Annotated in this window: 23 protein-coding genes, 3 tRNA genes and 1 pseudogene; 14 read left to right on the forward strand and 13 right to left on the reverse strand. The window is 72.0% G+C overall.

Annotated features, from left to right (window positions below):
• Nucleotides 1-103 precede the first annotated feature (103 nt).
• The 5 genes from ACFYZR_RS07410 (at nt 104) to ACFYZR_RS07430 (ending at nt 3,511) form a co-directional block, all read left to right on the forward strand.
• Nucleotides 104-265, forward strand: a complete 162-nt coding sequence (locus ACFYZR_RS07410) for a hypothetical protein (RefSeq protein ID WP_391906402.1) — start codon at nt 104-106, stop codon at nt 263-265.
• A 12-nt stretch (nt 266-277) separates the two neighbouring features.
• Nucleotides 278-571: a Dabb family protein gene (locus tag ACFYZR_RS07415; protein WP_391906405.1), complete on the forward strand. Its 294-nt coding sequence runs from the start codon at nt 278-280 to the stop codon at nt 569-571.
• A 312-nt stretch (nt 572-883) separates the two neighbouring features.
• Nucleotides 884-1,777, forward strand: a complete 894-nt coding sequence (locus ACFYZR_RS07420) for a SigB/SigF/SigG family RNA polymerase sigma factor (protein WP_391907300.1) — start codon at nt 884-886, stop codon at nt 1,775-1,777.
• 184 nt (nt 1,778-1,961) lie between these two features.
• A complete protein-coding gene (locus ACFYZR_RS07425; protein ID WP_391906407.1) occupies nt 1,962-2,795 on the forward strand; it encodes an RNA polymerase sigma factor SigF in 834 nt (277 codons plus the stop codon).
• Between the two features lie 83 nt (nt 2,796-2,878).
• A complete protein-coding gene (locus ACFYZR_RS07430; RefSeq protein WP_391906410.1) occupies nt 2,879-3,511 on the forward strand; it encodes a hypothetical protein in 633 nt (210 codons plus the stop codon).
• Nucleotides 3,512-3,583: 72 nt separating this feature from the next.
• Here the strand turns inward: ACFYZR_RS07430 and ACFYZR_RS07435 are convergent, their stop codons facing one another.
• Nucleotides 3,584-3,820 carry a hypothetical protein gene (locus ACFYZR_RS07435; RefSeq protein WP_391906411.1) on the reverse strand — a complete coding sequence of 79 codons (237 nt, stop codon included), beginning with the start codon at nt 3,818-3,820 and terminating at the stop codon, nt 3,584-3,586.
• 189 nt (nt 3,821-4,009) lie between these two features.
• On the opposite strand from ACFYZR_RS07435, the gene ACFYZR_RS07440 reads away from it, so the two are divergent.
• Both ACFYZR_RS07440 and ACFYZR_RS07445 read left to right on the forward strand, forming a co-directional pair.
• Entirely contained in the window at nt 4,010-4,516 is a 507-nt protein-coding gene (locus ACFYZR_RS07440) for a MarR family winged helix-turn-helix transcriptional regulator (RefSeq protein WP_391906413.1), read from the forward strand.
• A 23-nt stretch (nt 4,517-4,539) separates the two neighbouring features.
• Nucleotides 4,540-6,159: pseudogene (locus tag ACFYZR_RS07445) on the forward strand (MDR family MFS transporter); the annotation flags it as partial.
• A gap of 322 nt (nt 6,160-6,481) precedes the next feature.
• On the opposite strand, the gene ACFYZR_RS07450 reads toward ACFYZR_RS07445, so the two are convergent.
• From ACFYZR_RS07450 to ACFYZR_RS07460, 3 genes are all read right to left on the reverse strand, one after another.
• Entirely contained in the window at nt 6,482-7,273 is a 792-nt protein-coding gene (locus ACFYZR_RS07450) for a TetR/AcrR family transcriptional regulator (protein ID WP_391906414.1), read from the reverse strand.
• A gap of 67 nt (nt 7,274-7,340) precedes the next feature.
• Nucleotides 7,341-8,855 (reverse strand): MFS transporter, encoded by a 1,515-nt coding sequence (locus tag ACFYZR_RS07455; protein WP_391906416.1) that lies wholly within the window; start codon nt 8,853-8,855, stop codon nt 7,341-7,343.
• A 134-nt stretch (nt 8,856-8,989) separates the two neighbouring features.
• On the reverse strand, nt 8,990-9,727 hold the full coding sequence (locus ACFYZR_RS07460; RefSeq protein ID WP_391906418.1) for a response regulator transcription factor: 738 nt from the start codon (nt 9,725-9,727) through the stop codon (nt 8,990-8,992).
• A gap of 129 nt (nt 9,728-9,856) precedes the next feature.
• Here ACFYZR_RS07460 and ACFYZR_RS07465 point away from each other — a divergent pair, with 129 nt between their 5' ends.
• Nucleotides 9,857-10,747, forward strand: coding sequence for a TIGR03620 family F420-dependent LLM class oxidoreductase (locus ACFYZR_RS07465; protein WP_391906421.1), 891 nt, complete (start codon nt 9,857-9,859; stop codon nt 10,745-10,747).
• Between the two features lie 63 nt (nt 10,748-10,810).
• On the opposite strand, the gene ACFYZR_RS07470 is transcribed toward ACFYZR_RS07465, so the two are convergent.
• The 3 genes from ACFYZR_RS07470 to ACFYZR_RS07480 all read right to left on the reverse strand — a co-directional run bounded on the left by ACFYZR_RS07470 (nt 10,811) and on the right by ACFYZR_RS07480 (nt 11,278).
• Nucleotides 10,811-10,884 (reverse strand) — tRNA-Met (locus ACFYZR_RS07470).
• Nucleotides 10,885-10,911: 27 nt separating this feature from the next.
• Nucleotides 10,912-10,984 (reverse strand) — tRNA-Arg (locus ACFYZR_RS07475).
• Nucleotides 10,985-11,187: 203 nt separating this feature from the next.
• Nucleotides 11,188-11,278 (reverse strand) — tRNA-Ser (locus ACFYZR_RS07480).
• Nucleotides 11,279-11,499: 221 nt separating this feature from the next.
• Between ACFYZR_RS07480 and ACFYZR_RS07485 the strand changes: the two genes are divergently transcribed.
• Together ACFYZR_RS07485 and ACFYZR_RS07490 are read left to right on the forward strand one after the other, a co-directional pair.
• Nucleotides 11,500-11,961: an SSI family serine proteinase inhibitor gene (locus ACFYZR_RS07485; protein ID WP_391906423.1), complete on the forward strand. Its 462-nt coding sequence runs from the start codon at nt 11,500-11,502 to the stop codon at nt 11,959-11,961.
• 214 nt (nt 11,962-12,175) lie between these two features.
• Nucleotides 12,176-16,690 (forward strand): PAS domain-containing protein, encoded by a 4,515-nt coding sequence (locus ACFYZR_RS07490; protein ID WP_391906426.1) that lies wholly within the window; start codon nt 12,176-12,178, stop codon nt 16,688-16,690.
• 124 nt (nt 16,691-16,814) lie between these two features.
• On the opposite strand, the gene ACFYZR_RS07495 is transcribed toward ACFYZR_RS07490, so the two are convergent.
• Entirely contained in the window at nt 16,815-17,414 is a 600-nt protein-coding gene (locus ACFYZR_RS07495) for a TetR family transcriptional regulator (protein ID WP_391906429.1), read from the reverse strand.
• 113 nt (nt 17,415-17,527) lie between these two features.
• Here ACFYZR_RS07495 and ACFYZR_RS07500 point away from each other — a divergent pair, with 113 nt between their 5' ends.
• Nucleotides 17,528-18,778, forward strand: coding sequence for an MFS transporter (locus tag ACFYZR_RS07500; protein ID WP_391906432.1), 1,251 nt, complete (start codon nt 17,528-17,530; stop codon nt 18,776-18,778).
• Between the two features lie 7 nt (nt 18,779-18,785).
• On the opposite strand, the gene ACFYZR_RS07505 is transcribed toward ACFYZR_RS07500, so the two are convergent.
• Together ACFYZR_RS07505 and ACFYZR_RS07510 are read right to left on the reverse strand one after the other, a co-directional pair.
• The gene (locus ACFYZR_RS07505) at nt 18,786-19,037 is read right to left on the reverse strand and encodes a hypothetical protein (protein WP_391906435.1); all 252 of its coding nucleotides are present in this window, start codon (nt 19,035-19,037) and stop codon (nt 18,786-18,788) included.
• Nucleotides 19,034-19,387: a hypothetical protein gene (locus ACFYZR_RS07510; RefSeq protein ID WP_391906438.1), complete on the reverse strand. Its 354-nt coding sequence runs from the start codon at nt 19,385-19,387 to the stop codon at nt 19,034-19,036. The genes ACFYZR_RS07505 and ACFYZR_RS07510 overlap by 4 nt, the downstream gene beginning before the upstream one ends.
• A 239-nt stretch (nt 19,388-19,626) precedes the next feature.
• Here ACFYZR_RS07510 and ACFYZR_RS07515 point away from each other — a divergent pair, with 239 nt between their 5' ends.
• Complete coding sequence (locus tag ACFYZR_RS07515) at nt 19,627-21,279, forward strand: long-chain fatty acid--CoA ligase (RefSeq protein WP_391906441.1); 1,653 nt, start codon at nt 19,627-19,629, stop codon at nt 21,277-21,279.
• A 115-nt stretch (nt 21,280-21,394) separates the two neighbouring features.
• Here the strand turns inward: ACFYZR_RS07515 and ACFYZR_RS07520 are convergent, their stop codons facing one another.
• The gene (locus tag ACFYZR_RS07520) at nt 21,395-21,943 is read right to left on the reverse strand and encodes an ATP-binding protein (RefSeq protein ID WP_358215923.1); all 549 of its coding nucleotides are present in this window, start codon (nt 21,941-21,943) and stop codon (nt 21,395-21,397) included.
• A 245-nt stretch (nt 21,944-22,188) separates the two neighbouring features.
• Here ACFYZR_RS07520 and ACFYZR_RS07525 point away from each other — a divergent pair, with 245 nt between their 5' ends.
• Both ACFYZR_RS07525 and ACFYZR_RS07530 read left to right on the forward strand, forming a co-directional pair.
• A complete protein-coding gene (locus ACFYZR_RS07525; protein WP_391906444.1) occupies nt 22,189-23,043 on the forward strand; it encodes a helix-turn-helix domain-containing protein in 855 nt (284 codons plus the stop codon).
• Between the two features lie 11 nt (nt 23,044-23,054).
• Nucleotides 23,055-23,297 carry a DUF397 domain-containing protein gene (locus tag ACFYZR_RS07530; protein WP_391906447.1) on the forward strand — a complete coding sequence of 81 codons (243 nt, stop codon included), beginning with the start codon at nt 23,055-23,057 and terminating at the stop codon, nt 23,295-23,297.
• 10 nt (nt 23,298-23,307) lie between these two features.
• Here the strand turns inward: ACFYZR_RS07530 and ACFYZR_RS07535 are convergent, their stop codons facing one another.
• Together ACFYZR_RS07535 and ACFYZR_RS07540 are read right to left on the reverse strand one after the other, a co-directional pair.
• Nucleotides 23,308-23,850 carry a SigE family RNA polymerase sigma factor gene (locus ACFYZR_RS07535; RefSeq protein ID WP_391906450.1) on the reverse strand — a complete coding sequence of 181 codons (543 nt, stop codon included), beginning with the start codon at nt 23,848-23,850 and terminating at the stop codon, nt 23,308-23,310.
• 132 nt (nt 23,851-23,982) lie between these two features.
• A complete protein-coding gene (locus ACFYZR_RS07540; protein ID WP_391906453.1) occupies nt 23,983-24,807 on the reverse strand; it encodes a DUF1906 domain-containing protein in 825 nt (274 codons plus the stop codon).
• Nucleotides 24,808-24,821: the final 14 nt, after the last annotated feature.

Here is a 24,821-nt window from a genome sequence, read left to right on the forward strand (position 1 = left end):
CCCATGCGACGCGCCACGACTTTCGGTCATTCATTCGCTCGTACGTTTGCGCGGATAGACTCTCGCGATCAAGGCGGGACCGCAGGGGAGGCAGGGCGTCATCGTGCAGACAAAGAAGGTCGTGCTCTGGGGCCTCGGCATCTTCGTGGCGTACACGATCATCCATTCCCCCGCCCGGTCGGCCGAGCTCGTCCAGATAGGGTTCCAGGGGCTCTCGGACGCCGCCATGAACATCGGCGAGTTCATGACCCAGCTCGTCAGCTGAAAGAAGGCAGCAGTGATCCGTCATCTCGTCCTGTTCAAGCTCAACGAGGGCGTCGAGCGCGACGACCCGCGCGTCGTCGCCGGTGTGCAGGCGTTCGAGGAGCTGGACGGCGCCATCCCCGAGCTGCGCTCCTGGGAGTGCGCCTGGAACATCTCCGACCGGCCGATCGCCTACGACTACGCCATCAACTGCTCGGTCGAGGACACGGACGCGCTCCAGCGGTATCTGGACCACCCCGCCCACCAGGCGGGCGTCGCCCAGTGGCGCGAATTCGCGACCTGGGTGATCGCCGACTACCCGTTCTGACACCCCTTCCGGCGCCCTTTCCAGCGCCCCTTCCGGCACCCCTCGCCTCCCCGGCGAGGGGTGTTTTTTGTCGCCAACACGGTGCTATGCGGTGCTTGCACACTACGGACATGTCTTGTGATGCTATGACCGCTTTTGCCGGATGAGTTGATCGATTTTGACCGCGAAGGGGTGGTGACCATGCCGGCCCGTACAGCGCCCGAAGCCCCCCTCCGACGCGACAAGTCCACCGACGGAACCGACCGCGTCGGCGACCCCGTCGCCGACCGCCTCACCAACGCCGTCACCGACCCCGGCACCGACGCCCGCGACATCCCCGACGGCCTCCCCGACGACCTCGGGCCCGCCGGCCACGACGGGGAGCCCGCCGGGGACCACGACGCCGACGAGGACGGCCGGCCCGGCGAGCCCGGCGCCGTACGCGGCCCCCGCCCCCGGGAGGGCCGGGGCGCCGACGCCCGGGCCCTGACCCAGGTGCTCTTCAAGGAGTTCGTCACCCTGGACCCCGGCACCCCCGAGCACGCCCGCGTGCGCGCCGCCCTGATCGAAGCCAACCTCCCCCTCGTGCGGTACGCCGCGGCGCGTTTTCGCAGCCGCAACGAGCCCATGGAGGACGTGGTCCAGGTCGGCACCATCGGGCTCATCAACGCCATCGACCGCTTCGACCCCGACCGCGGCGTCCAGTTCCCCACCTTCGCGATGCCGACCGTCGTCGGCGAGATCAAGCGGTACTTCCGCGACAACGTCCGCACCGTGCACGTCCCGCGCCGCCTCCACGAGCTGTGGGTGCAGGTCAACGGCGCCACCGAGGACCTGACGGTGCTCCACGGCCGGTCGCCCACCACCGCCGAGATCGCCGACCGGCTGAAGATCGCCGAGGAGGAGGTGCTGGCCTGCATCGAGGCCGGCCGTTCGTATCACGCCACGTCCCTGGAGGCCGCTCAGGAGGGCGACGGCCTGCCTGGCCTGCTGGATCGCCTCGGCTACGAGGACCCCGCGCTGGCCGGGGTCGAACACCGTGATCTCGTACGCCATCTGCTCGTACAGCTTCCTGAGCGGGAACAGCGGATCCTCCTGCTGCGCTACTACAGCAATTTGACGCAGTCGCAGATCAGCGCGGAGCTGGGGGTGTCACAGATGCATGTGTCCCGGCTACTCTCACGAAGCTTCGCCAGGCTCCGTTCCGCAAATCGAATCGACGCCTAACCCTCGCGGGTGACCCCTCCCCCGATGTCATGGGGAAGATATATCGACTTGACGCTACAGCGTGTTGCCGACATGTGACATTCTGCTGGAACTGCGTTTGCCACAGCGCAGCCTCCGGTATTCAGGTGGAGGCTGAACCCGCGAGGGTGCCGCTGTGATCCGTCCGCGACCTCAAGGGGGTGGCATGTCCGTAGACCTGGGCAGCGCGAAGGTGCTCGCCAACGACGCACCGCACGCCGTGCTCGACGACTGTGAAGCCATCGACACCCGCACCCTCTCCCGCTCCCTCTTCCTGCGGCTGGCCGCGCTCGACCGGGACAGCGCCGAGCGCACCTACGTCCGCGACACCCTCATCGAGCTCAACCTCCCCCTCGTGCGGTACGCCGCGGCCCGCTTCCGCAGCCGCAACGAGCCCATGGAGGACATCGTCCAGGTCGGCACCATCGGGCTGATCAAGGCGATCGACCGCTTCGACTGCGAACGGGGTGTCGAATTCCCGACGTTCGCGATGCCCACGGTGGTCGGCGAGATCAAACGCTTCTTCCGGGACACCAGCTGGTCCGTGCGGGTCCCGCGCCGCCTCCAGGAGCTGCGCCTCGCCCTCACCAAGGCCAGCGACGAGCTCGCCCAGAAGCTCGACCGCTCGCCCACCGTCCCGGAGTTGGCGCTGTGCCTCGGCGTCTCCGAGGAGGACGTCGTCGACGGCCTGGCCGTGGGCAACGCCTACACGGCGAGCTCGCTGGACTCCCCCTCCCCCGAGGACGACGGCGGCGAGGGCTCCCTGGCCGACCGGCTGGGCTACGAGGACACGGCCCTCGAAGGCGTGGAGTACCGCGAGTCACTGAAGCCCCTGCTGGCGAAGCTGCCCCAGCGCGAACGGCAGATCATCATGCTGCGGTTCTTCGCCAATATGACGCAGTCGCAGATCGGCGAGGAGGTCGGCATCTCCCAGATGCACGTCTCCCGGCTGCTGACCCGCACCCTGGCCCAGCTCCGGGAAGGCCTCATCGCCGACTGACGCCCGGATCCCCGGGGATATGCAAGCGGGGGATCTGCAAGCGGGGATATACAAGCTGACGAATCGTCAGCGAAACTGGGCCGATGCGACGGAAGACGCTCGTCTGCCTGGTTGCGGTGGGCACGCTCGCCACGGCGGGCTGCGGCGGCGGCGATCGCGAGGGCCGTGTCGCCACGGGGGCCGCCGGACCGGGCACCACAGGAGCGGCCGGTCACGCCGTGCCGCCCAAGGGCGGCGTGGAGCTCATCCCGCTCCCCGCCCCGAGCACGAGCATGAGCCAGAGCCCGGACCTGAGCCGGCACCCACGTCCCAAGGACAGCGCGCCCCCTTCACGATCACCGAGCGGCAGCCTGGGCCGTACGCCTTCTGGTTCGACCGCCCCTTCGACTGCCCCTTCGACCACCCCTTCGGCGCCCGCACTCGTCATGAGCGAACCGCGCCGCGAACCGGCCGACGAACGCTGGTGCGAGCGCCTCACCCTCGCCTTCGCCAACAACGGCGGCACGGCGATCGCCTCGGGCACGGTCACCGTGACCGTCCACATCCTGGGGAAAACCGGATTCGACTGGGCGCGGATCCCCTCCACCCACGCCCTCCCGTCCCCGATAGCCCCGGGCGGCAGGGCGGAGGACACGTGGAAGGTGTGCGTCGACGAGTGGCGGGTCCTGCCGGGGATGCGGATCCAGACGCGCGAGGTCAGGGCGGAGTGGACGTAAGGGTGCCCACAGCCAGCCCGTCCGGCGTTTGAGGACCGGGGGTCCGGGGGCGGAGCCCCCGGAAAAGAGAGCTCAGCCCAGCGCGAGCCAAGCCGCCCCGGCAACGAGCACGACCGCGACGATCACGCCGACGATCAGCCCCACTCCGGGCCCGGAGGACTTGGCCCGCCGGGCCGCTGCCCGGCCCCCACCGGGGGTGGTGACCACGGGCGCCACATCGGCGCTGTCGTCGGCCACGAACGCTCGGAACATCTGCGTGCTACCCGCCGGGTCGTAGTCGCCACCGGGGTTCTGCTGAGGGTTGGCCATGGGCGGGACCCTAGCGAAAGCCCCTGCCGCCGCGCCCGGCGGGCCGCCCCTTTGCGCCCGCCCGAAGAACCCTTGGTTCTCCTTTTACCCGATAATCCCATTTTTCATTTGCCTTCAGCAACCAATCTTCCCTATGGTTGCCCAGAGCAACCTAACCGTCGAGCGAGTGGCACCCGGGAGCCGAGGCCCATGGCCGCACAGGAGCAGTACCAAGAGCTGGCGCGTCAACTGAGCGCCATCGGCGCGGTCAAGCGCGGCCTGAGCCGTGTCCTGCCGCAGGACTGTTCCCCGGCCACGGCCATCATGCTCACCCTGCTGAAGCAGCACGGCGAGATGCGGATGAGCCGCCTCGGCGAGCTGCTCTCCATCGACGCCTCGGTGACCAGCCGGCATGTCGCCTACGCCGCCGAGCGCGGCTGGCTGGAGAGGCAGCCGGACCCGCTCGACAAGCGGTCCCGGCTGCTGAGCCTCACCGCCAGCGGCCAGGAGCTGCTGGACGAGGTCTCCGCGCGGTACACGGACGCGCTCGCCCATGCCCTCCAGGACTGGTCCGACGACGACGTCGGCCACCTCATCGGCCTGATGACGCGGCTCCGCGACAGCTTCGGCGACTGCCGGTCGCGGCCGTATCACCACTCCGGCGCCACCTCAGGCGCCCCGTCCGGCGCCGAATCCACCACCCGTACACCCGTCTGACCACCAAGCGAGAAAGGAAGTCCATGGCCAAGTCCTCACCGGCAGGTGTGCGGGACGCCTCTGGAGCCCCGGCGACCGCCGGAGCCCCCACCGACGCGGCGCCCATGACGCACCGCCAGATCATGGAAGCGCTCTCCGGGCTGCTGCTCGGCATGTTCGTCGCGATCCTCTCCTCGACGATCGTCTCCAACGCCCTGCCCGAGATCATCCACGACCTCCACGGCAGCCAGTCCTCCTACACCTGGGTGGTCACGGCCTCGCTCCTGGCGATGACCGCGTCCACCCCGCTCTGGGGCAAGCTCTCCGACCTCTTCAGCAAGAAGCTGCTGGTCCAGCTGGCGCTGGTCGTCTATGTGGCCGGTTCGGTCGTGGCCGGTCTGTCGCAGAACACCGGCATGCTCATCGCCTGCCGCGTCGTCCAGGGCATAGGCGTGGGCGGTCTTTCCGCCCTGGCCCAGATCGTCATGGCCGCGATGATCTCCCCGCGGGAGCGCGGCCGTTACAGCGGCTACCTCGGCGCGACCTTCGCCGTGGCGACCGTCGGCGGCCCGCTGCTCGGCGGCGTCATCACCGACACCAGCTGGCTCGGCTGGCGCTGGTGCTTCTACGTCGGCGTGCCGTTCGCGGTCATCGCGCTGATCGTCCTCCAGAAGACGCTGAAGCTGCCCGTCGTCAAGCGTGACGTCAAGGTCGACTGGCTGGGCGCCCTCTTCATCACCGCCTCCGTCACCCTGCTGCTGATCTGGGTCACCCGGGCCGGCAAGGGCAAGGACTACGACTGGATCTCCTGGCAGAGCGCCGTGATGGTCGGCGGCTCGATCGTGCTCGCCGCGCTCTTCCTCCTGACGGAGTCGAAGGCGGCCGAACCGATCATTCCGCTGCGGCTGTTCCGCAACAAGACCATCGCCCTGTCCTCGCTCGCGAGCCTCTTCGTGGGTGTGGCGATGTTCGCCGGCACGGTCTTCTTCTCCCAGTACTTCCAGCTGGCGCGCGGCGAGTCGCCGACGATGTCCGGTGTGCTGACGATCCCGATGATCGGCGGCCTGTTCGTCTCGTCGACGGTTTCCGGTCAGATCATCACCAAGACCGGTCGTTGGAAGGCCTGGCTGCTCACCGGTGGTGTGCTGCTGACCGCGGGCCTCGGCCTGCTCGGCACGATGCGCTACGACACCCCGTACTGGCATCTCGCCATCTACATGGTGCTCATGGGCCTCGGCATCGGCATGATGATGCAGAACCTCGTGCTCGCCTCCCAGAACCAGGTCGAGCCGAAGGACCTCGGCGCCGCCAGCTCGGTCGTCACCTTCTTCCGCTCCCTGGGCGGTGCGGTGGGTGTCTCCGCGCTGGGCGCGGTGCTCGCCAACCGGGTGCCGGACTATGTGAAGGACGGCCTCACCGCGCTCGGCCCGAAGGCCGCGGCGGCCATGGGCCACGGCGGTACGGGCGGCGGTGGCATCCCGGACCTCAAGTCCCTGCCGGCGCCGCTCCGCACGGTCATGGAGAGCGCGTACGGGCACGGCATCGCGGATGTGTTCCTCTACGCGGCGCCGTGTGCGCTGATCGCCTTCATCGTGACGCTCTTCATCAAGGAGGTCGCGCTGAAGGGCACCCCGGGGGCGGCGACCACCGCTTCCGAGCCGGCCGGGAAGGCCGGCTGACGAACCCCGGCCGACGGGGGCGCGCGCCATGAGCGGAGCGCGCCGCCTCCGGAGGCCGGTGGCCCGGACGGACCGGAACGGCATAAACGGTCCGAGGGCCCACGGCCCCGGTCGGGGCGCGTGCTCACACAGGCAGGGGACGGCCTGAGCACACGCCCCCACCGGGGCCTCAACTTTTCGTAGGCCAGCCCCCTACCCGGCCAATCCGTGCCGGGCAATCGGGCGGGCGGGTGGGCGAAACCCGCGCCGAAGGCGCGGAAAAACCCACCGGCGGTCAGCCGAAAGCGCCGGAGGGGGGCGCACCCCCTCAGAACTGGGTCGCCCCGCGCGAGCGGTCCCGCATGACCTCGATCCCAGCGATGACCGTGTCGAGCGCGAAAGAGAAATCGTGCTCCCACATCCCCGCCGTATCCCCCTCATGCTGAGTCATCCGCTCCTCCACGATCTCCGTCACCTCCTCGTACGGCTCGGTGGTGTCCCGACGCTGCGCGAACGCCTCGACGACCCGCCGGTAGTACTCGTCCTCGGTGATCCCCTGCTGGCGGCAGCGCTCCTTGTACATGCCCTCGACGGACGCGAATCCGTAGACGAACTGGAAGAGCGCCGAGATCGCGCCGGTCATCGAGTGCGGTGCCACCCCGCTGCGGCGCATGACGGTGAGCGTCGCCTCGGAGAAGGCCAGCGCGCGCGGCCCCACGTTGAGGTACTGGCCGAGCAGCCGCGGCACCCAGGGGTGGGCGATGAGGACGCGCCGGTACTGGACGGCCAGGTCGCGGAGCTGGTCGCGCCAGTCGGCCGTCTCGTCGGTGAGGTCGGGCAGGTCCAGCTCGCCGCTGACGTGGTCGACGGCGAGCTCCAGCAGGTCGTCCTTGGTGTCGACGTACCAGTAGACCGACATGGCGGTCACGCCCAGCTCCGTGGCGAGGCGGCGCATCGAGAACTTCGCCAGCCCGTCGGTGTCGAGCATCCGCACGGTCGTGGCGACGATCCGCTCCAGGTCGAGCGTGCCCTCGCCGGTCTGGCCGTCGGCCTTGCGACGGGGCTTGTCGGTCAGCCACACACTGACCCGGGAACCGTCCGCGCGGCTTCCGCTGGGCATCCCGGCTCTCCCTCTTTCCACTGGTCAGTACACCTCGCATGCTACGTCCACGCCGTTCCGCTCCCGGCTACGCCGACTGCCGCTCCGCCCGGCGGAGCAGGACCGCCGCCACGATGCCGCCCGCGAGCACGGCGGTCGCGCCGACGAGCTGACTGGCCTGCACACCGGAGGCGAAGGCGTCCTCGATGGCGGTGCGGTCCGCCGCCGTACGGGCGTGGCCGAGCGCCTCGGGCAGCGAGCCCGCACCGGCGGCGACGGCCGGGACGAGTGCGGCGAAGCGGGAGTTGAGCACCGCGCCGAGCACCGCGACGCCGAGGCCGTTACCGGTCTCCTGGAGGGTGCCGTTGACGCCGGCACCGACGCCCGCCTTCTCCGGCGGGATGGCGGACATGATGGCGTTGGCCATGGCCGGCATGTTGATCGCGATGCCGACGCCCATGAGGATCAGGCCCAGCAGCATCCCGTCGTAGCCGTCCGCCCCGAGGGTGGCGATGGCGGCCAGACCGGCGGCCAGCAGGCCCATGCCGCCCGCGATGGCGGCGGGGGTGCCGATCTTCGGCAGCAGCCGGGCGCCGACGCCGGTGAAGTTGAGGACGACGATGACCAGGGCCAGCGGCGTCATCCGCAGACCGGTCTCCAGCGGGTCGTAGTGGAGGACCAGTTGGAGGTGCTGGCCGAGCAGGAAGAACGAGCCGCCCATGCCAAAGGCGACGAGGATGCCGCCCGAGACCGCGCCGACGAAACGGCTGTTGCGGAAGAAGTGCATGTCGAGCATCGGGTACGGGCAGCGACGCTCCCATATGGCGAAGAAGGCCAGCGTGACCAGGCCGACGAAGGCCGAGGTGAGCACCCGGGCGGAGGTCCAGCCGTGGGCGGGACCGGAGATGATGGCGAAGACGACGCCGGTCATGCCGATCGTGGACAGCAGCGCGCCGAGCAGGTCGGGCCGGTCGCCCGAGGGGTTCTTGGACTCGGGCACCCACTTGAGCACGGCCAGCAGGCCGAGCACGGCGACCGGCAGGTTGATCAGGAAGATCGAGCCCCACCAGAAGTGATTGAGCAGGGCGCCGCCGACGATCGGCCCGCCGGCGAAGCCGAGCGCGCTCACCGCTCCCCACAGGCCGATGGCCTTGGGGCGCTCCTCGTCGTCGAAGACCTGCACGACGACGGCCAGGGTGGTCGTCATCAGCAGCGCGCCGCCTATGCCCATGCCCGCGCGGGCGGCGATCAGCTGGCCCGTGCTCTCGGACAGCGACGCGACGAGCGAGCCGAGGCCGAAGAGGGCGAGTCCGGCGGCGAGGAGCTTCTTGCGCCCGTAGCGGTCGGCGGCGCTGCCCGCGGTGAGCAGCAGGCCCGCCTGGACCAGCGAATAGGCGTTGATCATCCACTGGATGTCGGCGGTCGAGGCGCCCATCTCCTCGGTGAGGGAGGGGATCGCGACCGTGAGGACGGTGTTGTCCAGGAGCACGGTGAGCTGGGCCAGACAGATGACGCCGAGCACCAGCCACCGCGTGGGATGGCGCTGCGGCTTCCCGTCGGCTCCGGTGCTGGACGACGGCGTTTCCGCCGCGGTCGCGGTCATATGGGTTCCCCCCTTGTACGGCCACATGGCCTTGTACGGTGTACGACTGGCTTGCGTCGTACACCGTACAGGAGTCGCTATACGCCGTACAAGGCGATTTTTTCGAGAGTCCTACGCGCGACAGCGCGGCAGTCCTACACCGCCGGCTTGATGAGATAGCCCGCGCCCCGCCGGGTGTGGATCATCGGCGGGCGGCCGGCGTCGATCTTGCGGCGCAGGTAGGAGATGTAGAGCTCGACGACGTTGGCCTGCCCGCCGAAGTCGTACGACCAGACGCGGTCGAGGATCTGCGGCTTGCTGAGCACCCGCCGGGGGTTGCGCATCAGGAAGCGCAGCAGCTCGAACTCGGTGGCGGTGAGGTGGATCTCCGTACCGCCCCGGGAGACCTCGCGGCTGTCCTCGTCGAGGACCAGGTCCCCCACGATCAGCACGGACTCCCCGCGCGGCGCGGCGGCGCGCGAGCGGCGCAGCAGTCCGCGCAACCGGGCGACGGCGTCCTCCAGGCCGAACGGCTTGGCCACGTGGTCGTCACCGCCGGCGGTGAGCCCCGCGACGCGGTCCTCGGCGGTGTCCCTGCCGGCGAGGAACAGCACCGGCACACCGGGCCGTTCTCGCCGCAGCAGGCCCAGCGCCGTCAGCGCGTCCATATCGGGGAGCGCCATGTCCAGGACCACGGCGTCCGGCCGGAAGTCCCGGGCCTGACGGACCGCTTCGGCGCCGTCGGCGGCGGCCCGGACCTCCCAGCCCTCGTAGCGCAGCGCGAGGGAGAGGAGGTCGGCGAGCGCGGACTCGGCGTCGACGACCAGGACGCGTACGGGCCTTCCGTCGTCGCGCCGCGACTGAGTACGCCCGTAGGGCGAGGCGATGGTCATGCCGACGATGGTGGAACGGGCGCGTGAGAGCGCTCTTTCGGCACTCTGTGAATCGTCTGAGAATCGGCCGGGAATATCCGGAAGGCGCCTCCGGTTGCCGTCGGCATGGCATCCGGAAATGATCACTGCATGAACGGCGCGGCCGAGTCGCTCGGCACCATCGGCGTCTGGAGCGTCGCCCTGCGCGTGGACGACCCCGCCCGGCTCGGCGAAGTCCAGGAGGCGGCGGCCGAATTGGACGAGCTGGGCTACGGCACCCTCTGGGTCGGCGGCAGCCCGTCCGTCGCCCAGGCCGCGCATCTGCTGGCCGCGACCGAGCGCGCCACCGTCGGCACCAGCATCCTCAGCATCTGGGACCACACCGCCACCGAGGTCGCCGCCGCGTACGCCGCGCTGGAGCCGGGCCGGCGCGAGCGCTTCCGGCTGGGGCTGGGCGCCAGCCACTCCCATCTGGCCTCGGGCTACGCCCGCCCGTACTCGGCGATGAAGGAGTATCTGACCGCTCTCGACACCGCGCCCGTCCCGGTCCCCGCCGGGCAGCGGCTGCTGGCCGCGCTCGGCCCGAAGATGGTGGCGCTGGCGGCGGAGCGCGCGGCGGGCGCCCTCCCCTATCTCGTCACCGCCGAGCACACCGCCCGGGCCCGGGAGCTGCTGGGCGAGGGCGCGGTCCTGGCACCCGAGCTGAAGGTCGTCCTCGATCCCGACGTGGCCCGGGCCCGGGAGACCGCCCGCGCCTATCTGTCCTTCTATCTGCCGATGCCCAACTACACCAACAATCTGCTGCGGCTCGGCTTCACGGAGGAGGACTTCGCGGGCGGCGGCAGCGACCGGCTCGTCGACGCGCTCTTCGCCCTCGGCGACACGGAGGCGATCAGGGCCCGGGTCGACGAGTTCCTGGCGTCGGGCGCCGATCACCTGGCCGTCCAGGTCGTCCTCGACGCGGAGCGGGACCCCCGGCGCGACACCCTCGCGCGCACGGAATGGCGCACGCTGGCCGAGGCCCTGCCGCTGAAGGGCTGAGGGGGCAGGGGCGGGGAAACGCCGAAGACCCGGTACGAGAACGTACCGGGTCTTCGGACTTAGTAGCGGGGACAGGATTTGAACCTGCGACCTCTGGGTTATGAGCCCAGCGAGCTACCGAGCTGCTCCACCCCGCGACGGACGAGAGACGAATCTCTCGACAGTGCGCTCGGCAGGATTCGAACCTGCAACCTCTTGATCCGTAGTCAAGTGCTCTATCCGTTAAGCTACGAGCGCTCGGCTTCCCGGCGTTTTCTTGCCGGTCGGCGTTGCGTGGACAACATTACATGAACCTCGCCGTCAGACGAAATCCATTGACCGCAGCCCCCCTGACCTGCGGAAACGTTGTTTTTCGAGATCGTTGGGGCAGGGCTGGAGGAGATCGGCGGCGGGTACGCGAAAGCCCCGGCCGTCTGGGACGACCGGGGCTTTCGTTACTGCGGAGGCGGAGGGATTTGAACCCTCGATGGGCTTTAAGGCCCAAACCGCATTAGCAGTGCGGCGCCATAGACCGGACTAGGCGACGCCTCCAACCCCCCTCGCGCGTGCGCCAGGGGTGCTCGCAGATGATGACACAACCTCGCGGCCGGTCACCAATCGCACCCCTACGGTACCGGGCGACAGGTGTCCGGGGCAAAGGCGTTCGCGGCGCGCAACGCGGGGCGCTCCGGAGCGTTAGTGCGGGTGAGGGGTCCGGCCGGGCGATCCGGCCGCCCGGCCCCGCGTTCGCTCACACCCCGGGAGTCCCCCGAATGCCGCTCCGCCGCCTCGCCCTCGCCGCCGCCCTGGCGCCCGCGCTGCTCGCGCCGGCCGCCTCGGCCGCCCCGATCCCGCTGGACGGGCTGGACCTCTCCGCCGACCACCTCACCGTCACCGTGACCGACACCGGCGGCCACGACGGCAGATACGAGCTCTACTGCCACCCGGCCGGCGGCACCCATCCACGCGCCAAAGAGGCCTGCGACCAGCTGGACGGGCAGACGACCTGGGGGAAGGACCTCTTCGCGCCCGTACCCAAGGGCTCGGACTGCACGATGGTCTACGGCGGCCCGGACCGCGCGCACGTAAGCGGAACGTGGGCCGGACGGCCGGTGAACGCGGACTTCAGCAAGGCGAACGGCTGCGAGATGGCCCGCTGGAACCGATTCTCCACTGTGTTCGGGGAGTCGAAGGGCTCGCCGAAGAAAGCACCCGCAAGGAGTCCGCTGGCCTGACCGGCACGTCCCCACGAAGAGGGACACGAGGGGCATGTCCGGCCTGCCCGAGACGCCCCGGAGAGGCTTACCGGAACCTCCCGGCACACCCGTCATCCGCAGTAGCGCCCACCACGGCAGCCCGTAGACTTCCCCTCGATGACAGGCCCCACAGGCGGTGCAAACCCGCCTGGAGCGGTCGGCAAGGTGCGGTAACCAGGGAGGAAGCGTCGTCGTGAGCAGCAGGCCATCCCGAGGCGCTGCTCGCCTCGCAGCCATACTCGACGCCCTCCCCGACGCGCTGCTGCTCGTCAACTGCAACGGCACGGTCGTCAACGCCAACCACATCGCGCTGGAGACCTTCGAGGTGCCCGGCACCGGGCTCGTCGGGCGCGGTCTGCTCGACCTGCTTCCGGAATTCGACTCCCGGCGCATCCCCGGCGGTCTGCGGGCCCCCCGCGACGAACCGGACGGCGGCCGCACCAGGCCCACCCGCATGATCGCCCGGCGCACCGACGGCACCCAGTTCCCCGTCGAGGTGACCAGCGCCAACCTCGACGGCCGCACCCCTTACGCCGAGACGGGCTCCGCCGCCTCCTACGAGGACGAGCTCCTCATGCTGGTCGTCCGCGATCTGACCGGCACCATGGACACCGAGGCCGAGCTGGCCCGTTCGCAGCGCCAGACCGAGATGATCCTGCGGGCGGCGGCGGAGGGCGTGGTCGGCGTCGACACCGCCGGCAAGGTCGTCCTCGTCAACCCCTCCGCCGCGCAGATCCTCGGCTACCGCGCGAGCGACCTCGGCGGCCGTGAGCTCCACTCCCTGATCCACCACTCGCGCGCGGACGGCACCCCCTTCCCGTACGAGGAGTCGCCCATCGCCGACACCCTGCGCTCCGGACGCAAGCACCGGGTGCGCGGGCAGGTGCTGTGGGCGAAGGACGGGCGCGCGGTGCCCGTCGACCTCACCACCGCGCCGGTGCGCGACGGCGAGCAACTCGTGGGCGCGGTGATGACCTTCACCGACCGCCGCCCCTACGACGCGCTGGCCGCGCGCCACGCCCAGCTGCTGAACCTGGTCGACGGCTCGCTGCGCGGCCCCCTCGGCCGGCTCCGCGCCGAACTCGGCACCCTGGCCGACGACCCGGCGGGCCAGCTGTGGCCCGAGGCCAACCAGATCCTCCACCATCTCGCCGCCGGATACGCCCGGATGCGCACTCTCGTCGACAACGTCCTCGCCTACCAGCGGCTGGACTCGGGAGCGGACAAGCTCGTCCGGGAGAAGGTCGCGCTCGACGAGGTCGTCGCGGCGGGCGTCGACGGCGCGATCGAGCTGATCGGCCCGGGCCGCGCGCAGTTCGCCGTGCACGCGCCGGCCATCGAGGCCGAGGTGGACGCGGAACGGTTCGCGCAGGCGCTGGCCCATCTCATCGCGGACGTGGCGGGCGTGGACTCCACGGGCGCCACGACTGCCTCGCTCTCCGGCTCGGGCGCGGGCTCCGGAGACTCGACGATCGTCGTCGCGGTGGCACAGCGCGGGGAGGTCGTCCGCATCGAGGTGCGCGGCCCCTTCCCGGGCGGCGACCCGGTGCACGGCCCGCTGGTGCGGGGCATCGTCCGGCGCCACGGCGGAGTGCTCCAGACGCACGACGTGCCGGGTTCGTCGGGTGGCAAGGCGTACGTCCTGGAGGTGCCGGTCGCGGCCGACGCGGGCCCGGTCCCGCCGGGCGCGGAGCGGCGCGGGCCGGACACGGAGAACCTGACGACGGTCATGCCGATGCCGACGCAGCGGGGCCGGGGCACGAGCCCGGACGAGGCCCGGACGGCGCCGCCGTCCTCTCCGCCCGACCAGCCCGAGCCCGCCGACGAAGCCGCGCCGCAGGGTGCCGGCAGGCGCGCCCGCCGAGGCCCGGCGGAGCCGGCGGCCGAGGGCGGTACGGATGCCGGTGCGGGTGCGGGTGCCGCCGGGGCCGTTGCGGTTCCCGCGCCCGTTCCCGCGCCCGCGCCGACGGGACGCCGCCGGGGGCCGGCGCGCGCCGAGGAGGAGCCGGCGGAGCGTTCCGGCACCGCGCTCGTCCCGCCGCAGGCCACGGGCACGCCCACCGGCCGCCGGGCGCGCCGGGAGGCGGCCGCCGCGCCGGCGGAGCCGGGCGAGGCGCCGCGCGCGGCCTTCGCGCTGCCGCCGGCGGACGCGGACCGCGCCCCCGCCGCCGCGCCCACGGGCCGCCGCGCCCGCCGCGCCGTCGCGGAGGCGACGCCGGAGGGCCAGATCCCCGTCCAGACCACCGCCGAACCGTCCGTCCCCCGCACGCCCTTCGCCCTCCCCCCGGCCGACGCCGACCGCAAGCCCCCGTCCCCCGAAGACCACCCCGACCCGACGGCCGCCCCCGCCGGCTTCGCCCGCCAGGGCGCCGAGCCGTACGGCGAGGACGGCACGCCACCGCCCGCCGAGGACGGCCGACGCGGCGGCCCCGGCACGGCGGGCACGCAGGCCGCACCGGGCTTCCCCGACGGCACCACACGCCACGGCGGCGTCGGGACGGCGGGCGCGCAGCCTGTACCCGGCTTCCCCGACGGCCAGGGCGGCACGCCCGACAACGTTGCGCGGCACGGCGCGCCCGGCGGCCCCGGCCGGCAGGCCTCCGGCTACCCCGATGGCCAGGGTGGCGCACCCGACGGCCCCGGGGCGGCCGGCACGCAGGCCGTATCCGGTGTCCCCGGCCGACAGGGCATCGGCCCGGACGGAGCCCGACAGGGCGACGCGCCGCAGGGCGCCCCCGGCGGCACGCCGGTCATGCCCGGCTTCGCCGACGGCCAGGGCGGCACGGGCGGCACGGGCGGCACGGGCGGCACGCCCAACGGCGGCACGCCCAACGGCGCCGCGCAGCACGGTGGCCCCGGCACGCCCGACGGCGCCCGGCAGGGCGACGTACGGCCCGGCACCCCCGGCCCGCACGCCATGCCCGGCTACCCCGACGGCCGGGGCGGCGCGCCCGAAGGCGCCGCGCGCCACAACGGCCCCGGGTCCCCCGGCCGACCGGCCGCACCCGGTTACCCCGACGGCGAGGGCGGCACGCCCGACGGCACCGCACGGCACGGCGCCCCCGGCACTCCGGTCGCCCCCGGCCCGTACAGCGGCGGTGGCGACAACACAGCCCCGAGCGGGCGCCCCGGCCCCGGCCAGGACGGCGTGCCGCAGGGCGGCCCCGGCGGCGGTCCGTACGGTCACGACGCCCGGCCCGGCCCGGCCGGCGAACCCGGCGGGGCCCGCCAGGACGGCGTGACCGACGGCGCCCCCGGCGCCCTCGGCACACCCGGCGCTCCCAGCAGCCCGTACGACGGCCAGGGCGGTGCGCCCGGCGACGGCCGCGCCCGGCACGGGGCCTCGGAGGCCGGCGAGCAGGCACGGGACGCGTCCGGCACGGAGCAGGTCCGGCAGGCTCCCGGCGCCGGCGGCCCCGGTGGACCGGCGGCAGCGGCCGGCACGGGTGCCGCGCCCGGTGGGTCCCAGAGCGGTCCCGGGCCGTTCGCCCTCGCGGGCGCGCCCGCGCCGCGCGAGGCGCGGAGCGGCGAGGCCCCCACGCCGGGTCCGTACGTCTTCGACGCCGCCGCCGAGGCTTCGGCACCCACCGGGCGCCGCCGGGCGCGGCGCCCGCTCGCGGAGGAGCACGGCGCGGCCGGCGCGCGGCCGATCAGCGTGCGGACGCTGGGGCAGGGCCCGGGCGCGGGGGACACCCCGGCCGCCGGGACGCCCTCCGCCGGGTCCGGACGCCGCCGCAAGCTGGCGAACCCGGCCGAGAGCGAGCGCGAGGCACAAGCGCAGACCGCACAAGCGCAAGCGCAGGCACCCGCACCCACACCCGCGCCGAAGGGCGCCGCCCGCCCCCAGTCGCTCGGGCTGCCCGAAGGCCGCGCGTTCGCCATAGGAGCGCCGGACGACGGCGCCGAGGGCCCCGAGCCGCTCGACGGCCCCAATGGCGCGGTCGAGGTCGTGGAGGCCGTGCGGCCGCCGATGGACGACGAGCTGCCGCCGGAGCCGCTGGACAATCCGCGCCGGCTGCTGGTGTGGCCCGCCCCGGACGAGTCCACGGAGGCGGCGCTGACCGAGCGCGGCTACCGCCCGGTGATCGTGCACTCGCGCGAGGAGGTGGACGCGCAGATAAGCGCGTACCCGGCGGCGCTGTTCGTCGACCCGCTGACCGGCCCGATCACCCGTACCGCGCTCCAGTCGCTGCGCGAGGCGGCGGTCGCGGCCGAGGTGCCGGTGCTGGTGACGGCGGGGCTGGGGCACGCGACGCGGGAGGCCGCCTACGGGGCCGACCCGGCCGTGCTGCTCAAGGCCCTCGCGCCGCGCGACAGCGAGATGCACCCGCCGCGGGTGCTGCTGATCGAGGAACACGAGCCCATCGCCAACGCGCTGACCGCGACGCTGGAGCGGCGCGGCATGCACGTGGTGTGCGGGGCGACGGACTCGGAGGCGGTGACGCTCGCCGCGCAGACCCGGCCGAACCTGGTCGTGATGGACCTGATGCAGGTGCGGCGCCGCCGCGCCGGCATCGTCGACTGGCTGCGCGGCAACGGCGCGCTCAACCGCACGCCGCTGGTCGTCTACACCTCGGCGGACATCGACCCGGCCCAGCTGCCGCGCCTCGCCTCGGGCGAGACGGTCCTCTTCCTCGCCGAGCGCTCGACGAGCGCGGAGGTCCAGGGCCGGATCGTGGACCTGCTGGCGAAGATCGGAACGAACTAGCCGGACGGACCAGCCGGCGCCCCAAAGGGGCGCGGGACAGTGTCGCTATGCGGCTACCGCCGCGTGGGCGCGACCGGCCACGACGCGCCCGCAGTCGCATGACCGCGCCCCCGGGGCGGAGCGCTCAGTCGCCGGGGGCGGCCTCCCGCCCGATGAGGCGCCGCGCGGCCGTGCGAACGGAAGCACGCAGCCGCGCCTGGTCCTCGCACGTGTCGCCGATCAGGATCCGCCGCATCTGCGGCTGCACGGTCGACCACGAGGCGAGGGCGATCAGCATGAAGAGCAGGTCGGGCGCGGGGATCGTCGCGTCGATGTCGCCCCTGGCCTGGGCCTCCGCGAAGGCGGCGGTCTTGCGGGCGTAGTGGTCGGCGCGCTCCTCCTCGTGGGGGATGCCGCCGGTGCCGTACTCCAGGCCCTCCCAGAAGACGAGCCTGACCAGCTCGGGGTTGGCGGCGTGGTACCTCATCAGGCGGTCGATCCAGCCGTTGAGGTCCTCGGTGTCGACGGGGTTGGCGGCGGCGAGCTCGATCAGCCGCCGCTCCAGCACCTGGGAGAAGAGCTCGGCCTTGTTGCCGAAGTAGGCGTAGATCAGCTGCTTGTTCGCCCGCGCCTCGCGGGCGATGCGGTCGATACGGGCACCGGCGATGCCGTACGCGGCGAACTCGGCGGTGGCCGCCTCGAAGATACGGGCCTTGGTGGCCTCGGGATCCCTGACTCCTGCCATGGGGAACAGAGTAACCAACTATTTGGTTGACAGCCGCGGCAGGCACTTGAGACAGTGCCTGCCGCATCTCAACCAACCAGTTGGTTACCAGCCCCGGGGGAGCAGCCGCACCAATGACCACCCAGTCGCAGTCGCCGACCACCGACGCCCCGCCCCGAATACACCCGTCCGCCGCCGAGCGCGGAGCGTCCGGCGGTGGCCCGCTGCTCGCCGTGATCGCGCTCTGCACGGCGGTCACCGCCGCGAACATCTACCTCGCCGCCCCGCTCCTCGGCCTCATCGCCCGGGACTTCGGCGCCTCCCCCTCCGGGGCCGGCTGGATCGCCTCCATAGCCCAGCTCGGCTACGCCGTCGGCCTGCTGCTCTTCGCCCCGCTCGGCGACACGGCCGACCGGCGCCGGCTCGTCGGCGTCCTGTCGGCCGTGGCCGGTGCCGCGCTGGTCGCCGCCGGGCTGGCCCCGGGGCTGCCGGCGCTGGCCGCGGCCGTCCTGGTGGCCTGCGCCGCCACGGTCGTACCGCAGCTGCTCGTCCCGCTCGTCGCCGAGCGCGCGCCCGCCGAGCGACGCGCGCGGCACGTGGCGGCGGTCGTGGCGGGGCTGTTCACCGGCATCGTCGCGGCGCGGGTGCTCGGCGGGCTCGCGGGGCAGGCGTTCGGCTGGCGCGCGGTGTTCTTCGGCGCGGCGGGACTGACCGTGGCCGTCGGCCTGCTGACCGCCGCCCTCCTCCCGGCCGAGACCCGGCCGCGCAAGGCGGCCAACCCCTTCAAGGCGATCGCCGGACTGCCGGGCCTCTTCGCCTCCTCCGCCGGGCTGCGGGCCGCGTGCCTGCGCCAGGCGGGCCTGTTCGGCGCGTGGAGCGCGCTGTGGACGACGCTGACGCTGCTGCTGACCGACGCGGACGGCCCCTACGGCCTGTCCCTGGGCGCGGCGGGCCTGTTCGGCCTCTTCGGCCTCGTCTCCACCGTCGCCGGACCGCTCTCCGGCACCTTCGTCGACCGCTTCGGCGCCCCGCGCCTCGTCACGGCCGCCTATGTGCTCACGGCCTTCTCCGTCCCGCTGTTCCTGCTCGGCGGGCACGCCCTGTGGGCGCTGTGCGCGGGCGCGGTCCTCATCCACGCGGGCCTCATGGCGGGCCAGGTCGCCAACCAGACCCGCGCCCTGGCCGCGACGGACAAGCCGGCCGCCGCCAACACCACCTACGTCGTCGCCGCGTTCATCGGCGGCGCCTCCGCCTCCGCCCTCGCGGGCCCGGCCCACGACCACTGGGGCTGGCCGGGCGTCTGCGCGATCGCGGCGGCGTGGGTCGTGGCGGGCTGGATCGGCGGAGCGCTCGTCGCGCGGAAGGGGCGACCGGCGGGGGCGTGAGCGCGCCTCACCAGGCGGTGATCTGCAGAATGTAGACCCGCTCCTGTCGCGGAACGACCTGATAGGCGAACATCCCGTCGGTCACCAGGGCGTTCCCGCCTTGCGGAGAGAACCCGTCGTAGGCCTGGCCCTCGACGTGCAAGGCCTCGGCAGCCCGTACCAGCTCGGCAGCTCGCTCCTCCACCTGGGAGACCAGGACGGGGGGAGCGCCGTCGGCGACGTGCCGCTCGTCGGGAACGTACTCCCACGTCCAGCTCACCCGGCGGCTCCTCGCGCCTCCCGCAGGACAGCCAGGATCTCGTCCATGGCGGCGCGCCATTCGGGATCGTCACGATCACGCGTCTGCACGACACCCTCCGCCTCGCGGCGGCGCGCCATGAGATCGGGGCGGCGTTCGACCTCCACCTCGCCCGCCCAGATGGTCAGCCAACCCTGAATCGGGCCGAGGCTGTTCGTCTGAGCAGCGATCTGAAACGCCTCGTTCTTCTGTTTCTCCATGTCGGCCAGGCGGTGCGGGGCGAGGCGGGCGAGCGCCATGCGCAGAGCGTCGGGGGTCCGCTCCGGGCGGGCGATCAGTTCCCCTTCGATGTGCTTTTCGGCGGCACTCACACTGCACTCCTCTCACCTCATGCCCCGGGACCGTGACCAGCCGTGAAGGCCGTGACCCATGGGTGCCACCGATGCTACAGACGCCGCGTCCACCGCACCCTTCGAACGCGGAAGGACATCCGCGTGCCCAATGTGGCGGACTCGTTTCCTCCGGGTAGTGACTTACCGGCGGGTACGCCAGCAGAATCGCCGGGAACGACCCTCGCGTAACGACGCGCGCGCAGAATGGGGAGGCTCCCGTGCAGAGCACGATGCAGGACGTACCGCTGACCGTTACCCGGATCCTGGCCCACGGGGCGCGGATCCACGGCAGCGCCCGCGTCACGACGTGGACGGGAGAAGGCGAGCCAGAGCGGCGCACCTTCGCCGAGATCGGGACCCGTGCCATCCGGCTCGCGCACGCCCTGCGCGCCCTCGGCGTCGCCGAGGGGGATCCCGTCGCGACGCTGATGTGGAACAACGCCGACCACGTCGAGGCGTACCTCGCGATCCCCTCCATGGGCGCCGTGCTCCACACCCTCAATCTGCGGCTGCCCCCCGAGCAGCTCGCCTGGATCGTGCGGCACGCCGCCGACCGCGTCGTGATCGTCAACGGCTCCCTGCTGCCGCTGCTCGCCCCCCTCCTCCCGCACCTCGACAGCGTCGAGCACGTGATCGTCTCCGGCCCCGGCGACCGCTCCGTCCTGGAGGGCGTGAAGCCCCGCGTCCACCTCTACGAGGAGCTCATCGCCGGGCAGCCCGGCGACCACTACCCCTGGCCCGAGATCGACGAGCGCCAGGCCGCCGCCCTCTGCTACACCTCCGGCACCACCGGCGAGCCCAAGGGCGTGGTGTACAGCCACCGTTCGGTCTACCTCCACGCCATGGAGGTCAACGCCGCGGCCTCCTTCGGGCTGACCCCGGCCGAGACCTGCCTCCCCGTCGTGCCGATGTTCCACGTCAACGCCTGGGGCCTGCCCCACGCCGCGTTCATGGCCGGCACCTCGCTGCTGATGCCCGACCGTTTCCTCCAGCCCGCGCCGCTCGCCGAGATGATCGAGAAGGAGCGCCCGACCGTGTCGGCCGGCGTCCCGACCATCTGGCAGGGCCTGCTGGGCGAACTCGACGCCCGCCCCCGCGACATCTCCTCCCTGCGCACCGTGATCAGCGGCGGCAGCGCCTGCCCGCCCTCGCTGATGAAGGCGTTCGAGGAGCGGCACGGCCTGACGCTCGTTCAGGCGTGGGGCATGACCGAGACCTCCCCGCTGGGCTCGGTCGCCTTCCCGCCCGCCGGGCTGGACGCCGAGGCGGCGTGGCCGTACCGCGTCACCCAGGGCCGGATGCCCGCGTCCGTCGAGGCCCGGCTGATCGGCCCCGGCGGCGAGGAACTGCCGTGGGACGGCGAGTCGGCCGGTGAGCTGGAGGTACGCGGCCCGTGGATCGCGGGCGCCTACCACGGGGGCGCGGACGGCGAACCGTACCGCCCCGAGGACAAGTTCAGCCCCGACGGCTGGCTGCGCACGGGCGACGTCGGCACGATCACCCCGGACGGCTTCCTCAACCTCACCGACCGGGCCAAGGACGTGATCAAGTCCGGTGGCGAGTGGATCTCCTCGGTCGAGCTGGAGAACCACCTGATGGCCCACCCCGAGATCGCGGAGGCGGCCGTCGTGGCCGTCCCCGACGAGAAGTGGGGCGAGCGCCCGCTGGCCGCCGTCGTCCTGCGCGACGGCGCGGCCGTCGACTACGAGGGCCTGCGCGCCTTCCTCGGCGAGCGCGTCGCCCGCTGGCAGCTGCCCGAGCGCTGGGCGCTGCTCCAGTCGGTGCCGAAGACGTCGGTGGGGAAGTTCGACAAGAAGGTGCTGCGCAAGCAGTACGCGGACGGCGAGCTGATCGTCACAACGCTCGGCTGACGCGACGCCGCCGCCCGGCGCCCCTGGCGCGTTTGTGTCCGGGGGCACCGGTTTGCGGCGCGGCTAGCATGGCGGAATGAGCGACTCCACGTCCGATGACTACAACCCGAACCCGTCAGCGACCTCGCGGTCCGGGAAACCCGTATCGCTGAGCACGCTCGGGCGCGCGGCCCGGTGGGAGACGATCGCCATTCTCGTCGTGCTGTTCGTCGCCGCCCTCGTCTTCGCCTAGGCCCCCGCCCTCGCGCAGCTCGAACCAGACGCTCTTGCCGATCACGTTCAGGGCGTCCCAGACGAGGGAAACGCCGGAGGCGTGGGAGAGGGCTTCCACGAGCATGAGCCCCCGGCCATGCTCGTCGTCGGCGTCGGCGGCCTGCCGCCGGTAGGGCCGCCGCGCGGCGTTGGCGTCGCACACGGCGATGACGACGTGCCGGTCGTAGGCGGTCACGTCCACGGAGAGGCCGTTCACGCGGGCGTGCTGGACGACGTTCGTCACGACGTCGGAGACGCAGACGAGGGCACTCTCGATGAGGTCGGGGTGACGGGTCGCTTCGAGCGCGCCGGTCACGAACTTCCGGGCCAGTCTGGGGGTGGTGGCGTCCGCCGGGGCGGACAGGTGGTAGGTGGCGGTGCGGAGTTGGCTGTCTAGCGTTGCCGATGTCATGGCTTGGTCTCCCAACGCGGTCGTCGTTGACCTGCACGCGGTCGCCGTCCGTGGCCCGGCCGTCGAGCTCGCCCCAACTGGCGGCCCGCCGACTGCACTTCGGATCTTCCCGGCCTGGCGCGCGACGCGTCGGACACTACGGGGGCATACATACCCCGGGAGAAGGTTCCCTCGAAGGTTCACGCGATCGAGTGGACCCGTCGGACACCTGCACGGCAGGCTCCGAGTCGCATGAGGATGGTGGAATGCCACCGAGGGACAGACCAACGGTTCGACAGGCCCGCCTGGGCGCCGAACTGCGGAAGCTTCGCGAAGCCGCACGCAAGACCGCCCGTGAGGCCGCCGAGTCGGTCGGGACGGATCAGGCCAAGATCAGCATGATCGAGGCCGGGCGGCGAGGCGTCAGCGAGGAACGGATCCGCCGGCTCGCGGCCTTCTACTCATGCGATGACAGCGCCCTCATCGACGCCTTGTGCGTGATCAGCCGTGAGCATCGCGGTCAGGGGTGGTGGGACGCGTACCGCGACATCCTTCCTCCCGGTTTCCTGGACATCGCGGAGCTGGAGCACCATGCGGCGTACATCCGCTGTCTGCAGCCTGTGAACTTTCCCGGTGCCCTCCAGACCGAGGACTACGCACGTGCCTTGTTCGCCGGCGTGCTCCCCAAGCTGCCGGACGGCGAGGTGGAAGCGCGCGTGGAGCAGCGTCTGAAACGGCGAGCCATCTTTGAGCGCGAGAACCCACCACGGTTCGAAGCCTTTGTCCATGAAGCCGCCTTGCGGATGCGCGTCGGCGGCCGGAAAGTGGCACGTGAACAGCTTGGCCACCTCATGGAGATGTCCGAGCGGCCGTACGCCAGCCTGCGGGTCATTCCCTTCGCACATGAGGACTTCATTGAAGTCACCCAGACCGTGCTGTATGCAGGTGGTGTCGTCCCGCAGTTGGACACCGTGCAGCTCGATACGCCCTTCGGGGGCCGCTACCTGGACGCGGTCGCGGACCGCGAGAAGTACCGGATGCTCCTCGACGCCGCGAAGCAAGCGTCACTCGGTCCGGCCGATTCCCGCACGTTCATCGGCAAGATCGCGCAGGAACTGTGAGAGAAGCGATCATGAGATCTGACATCGCATGGCAGAAGTCCTCCTACTCGGGCGGAGGCGGCGAACAGTGCATCGAGATATCCGCCGTCCCATGGCAGAAGTCCTCCCGCTCCGGTGGCGGCGAGCAATGCGTCGAGATATCCACCCACCCCCACACGATCGCCATCCGCGAAAGCGACACCCCGACCGTGGTCGTCACCACAACCCCACCCCGCTTCCGCGCGCTGATCGCCAGCATGCGCGGACGCGCGTAGAACGCGGCGACTACGCCGCGTGCGCGAGCTCCGGATCCTCCCGCAGCTTCCCGAGCGCACGCGACACCGCGCTCTTGACCGTGCCGACGGACACTCCGAGAAGCTCCGCGGTCTGGACCTCGGTCATGTCCTCGTAATACCTGAGGACGACCATGGCCCGCTGCCGGTCCGGCAGCCGGTGCACCGCGCGCCACATCGCGTCGCGCAGGGCCTGCTGCTCGGCGGGGTCGGCGACGGGCGCCGAATCGCGCTCGGGGAGCTCCTCGCAGGGGAACTCGTCGACCTTGCGCTTGCGCCACTGGGAGGTGCGGGTGTTCACCAGCGCCCGGCGGACGTAGCCGTCGAGGGCCCGGTGGTCCTCGATGCGGTCCCAGGCCAGATAGGTCTTGGTGAGGGCCGTCTGCAGCAGATCCTCGGCGTCGCACGGGTTCGAGGTCAGCGAACGGGCGGTGCGCTGGAGTACCTGTCCTCGGGCCCGTACGTACGAAGAGAACGACGGGTACACGGACGCGGTGGAAGCGCTGGTGCACACGGACGTCGAGGTCACTGTCATGCCCTCAACGCTAGGAGCGGGGGCACCACCGGCGGATCGGCCGGAGGTGCCGAAGCCCGATCCCCCTCAGGTCGTATGCGTGGGGCTGTCCCCACCTCCTGGAGGGGGAGAGGCGAGAGGCTTCCGTATATCTCAGCGAATGATCGCCACGGGGGCGTCGATGGCGTTGCGGTCGATGGTCAGTTTCCGGCCACCGTGCGTTTCCGTGACATTACCGGCGTACTGGTGGATCCGCCGGTGCGGCTGCCAGGAGCCCGACGCCAGCACGCGCTCGCTGTCCGTCGAGGCGGGAACCTTCCAGCGGGCGAACCACACCACCTCCGGCAGGTCGCCCAGCCCGTCCCGCCGGGCCAGCTCCATGTGCCGCACCCCGGACTCGGCGCTGCTGTAGAAGCCGGGCATGTAGCCGTGACGGGAGACCGTGCCGCTCCAGGAGCGGATGAAGTCGAGGGTGGTGCCGCCGCACTCCTCGTCGCCGTAGTCGTACGCCTCCATGTCCAGGTAGAGCGGGCTGCCGACGGCGATGCCCAGGTCATCGGCGCTGCGGACGGCGTCCAGGCCCTCCTCCTCGCCCTGGTCCCAGGGGTAGTAGCCGATGGGGTTGCCCCGCTTGGAGGCCGCGCGCACACAGGGTGACTGCGAGCCGACGTACACGGGCAGCACCCGCCAGCCCAGGTCGCGGGCGCCGGTGAGCCAGCGGTGGCTGAGGTAGCGCTGGTGGGGGCAGGCCCGGCCGCGACCGGCGTAGTAGACGCCGACGGCCCCGTACGACGTGGCCGCCCCCCAGGCGTTGAGGGTGGTCAGCGGGGGTGCCTGGCAGCTGTCGAAGCCCCGGCCCCGGTAGACGGAGGGCCGTTCGCCCGGGGCGGCCGTGACCGGCACGGCCTGGGCGGCCACCTGGGCCAGCGCCGCCATCAGGGCGACGAGATATCCGATGATCTTTCTCGGTCGTGGCATAACCGCGAGTCAAG

Origin of the sequence: Streptomyces sp. NPDC001678 (genome assembly GCF_042892945.1) — a bacterium.
Taxonomy (GTDB): Bacteria; Actinomycetota; Actinomycetes; order Streptomycetales; family Streptomycetaceae; genus Streptomyces.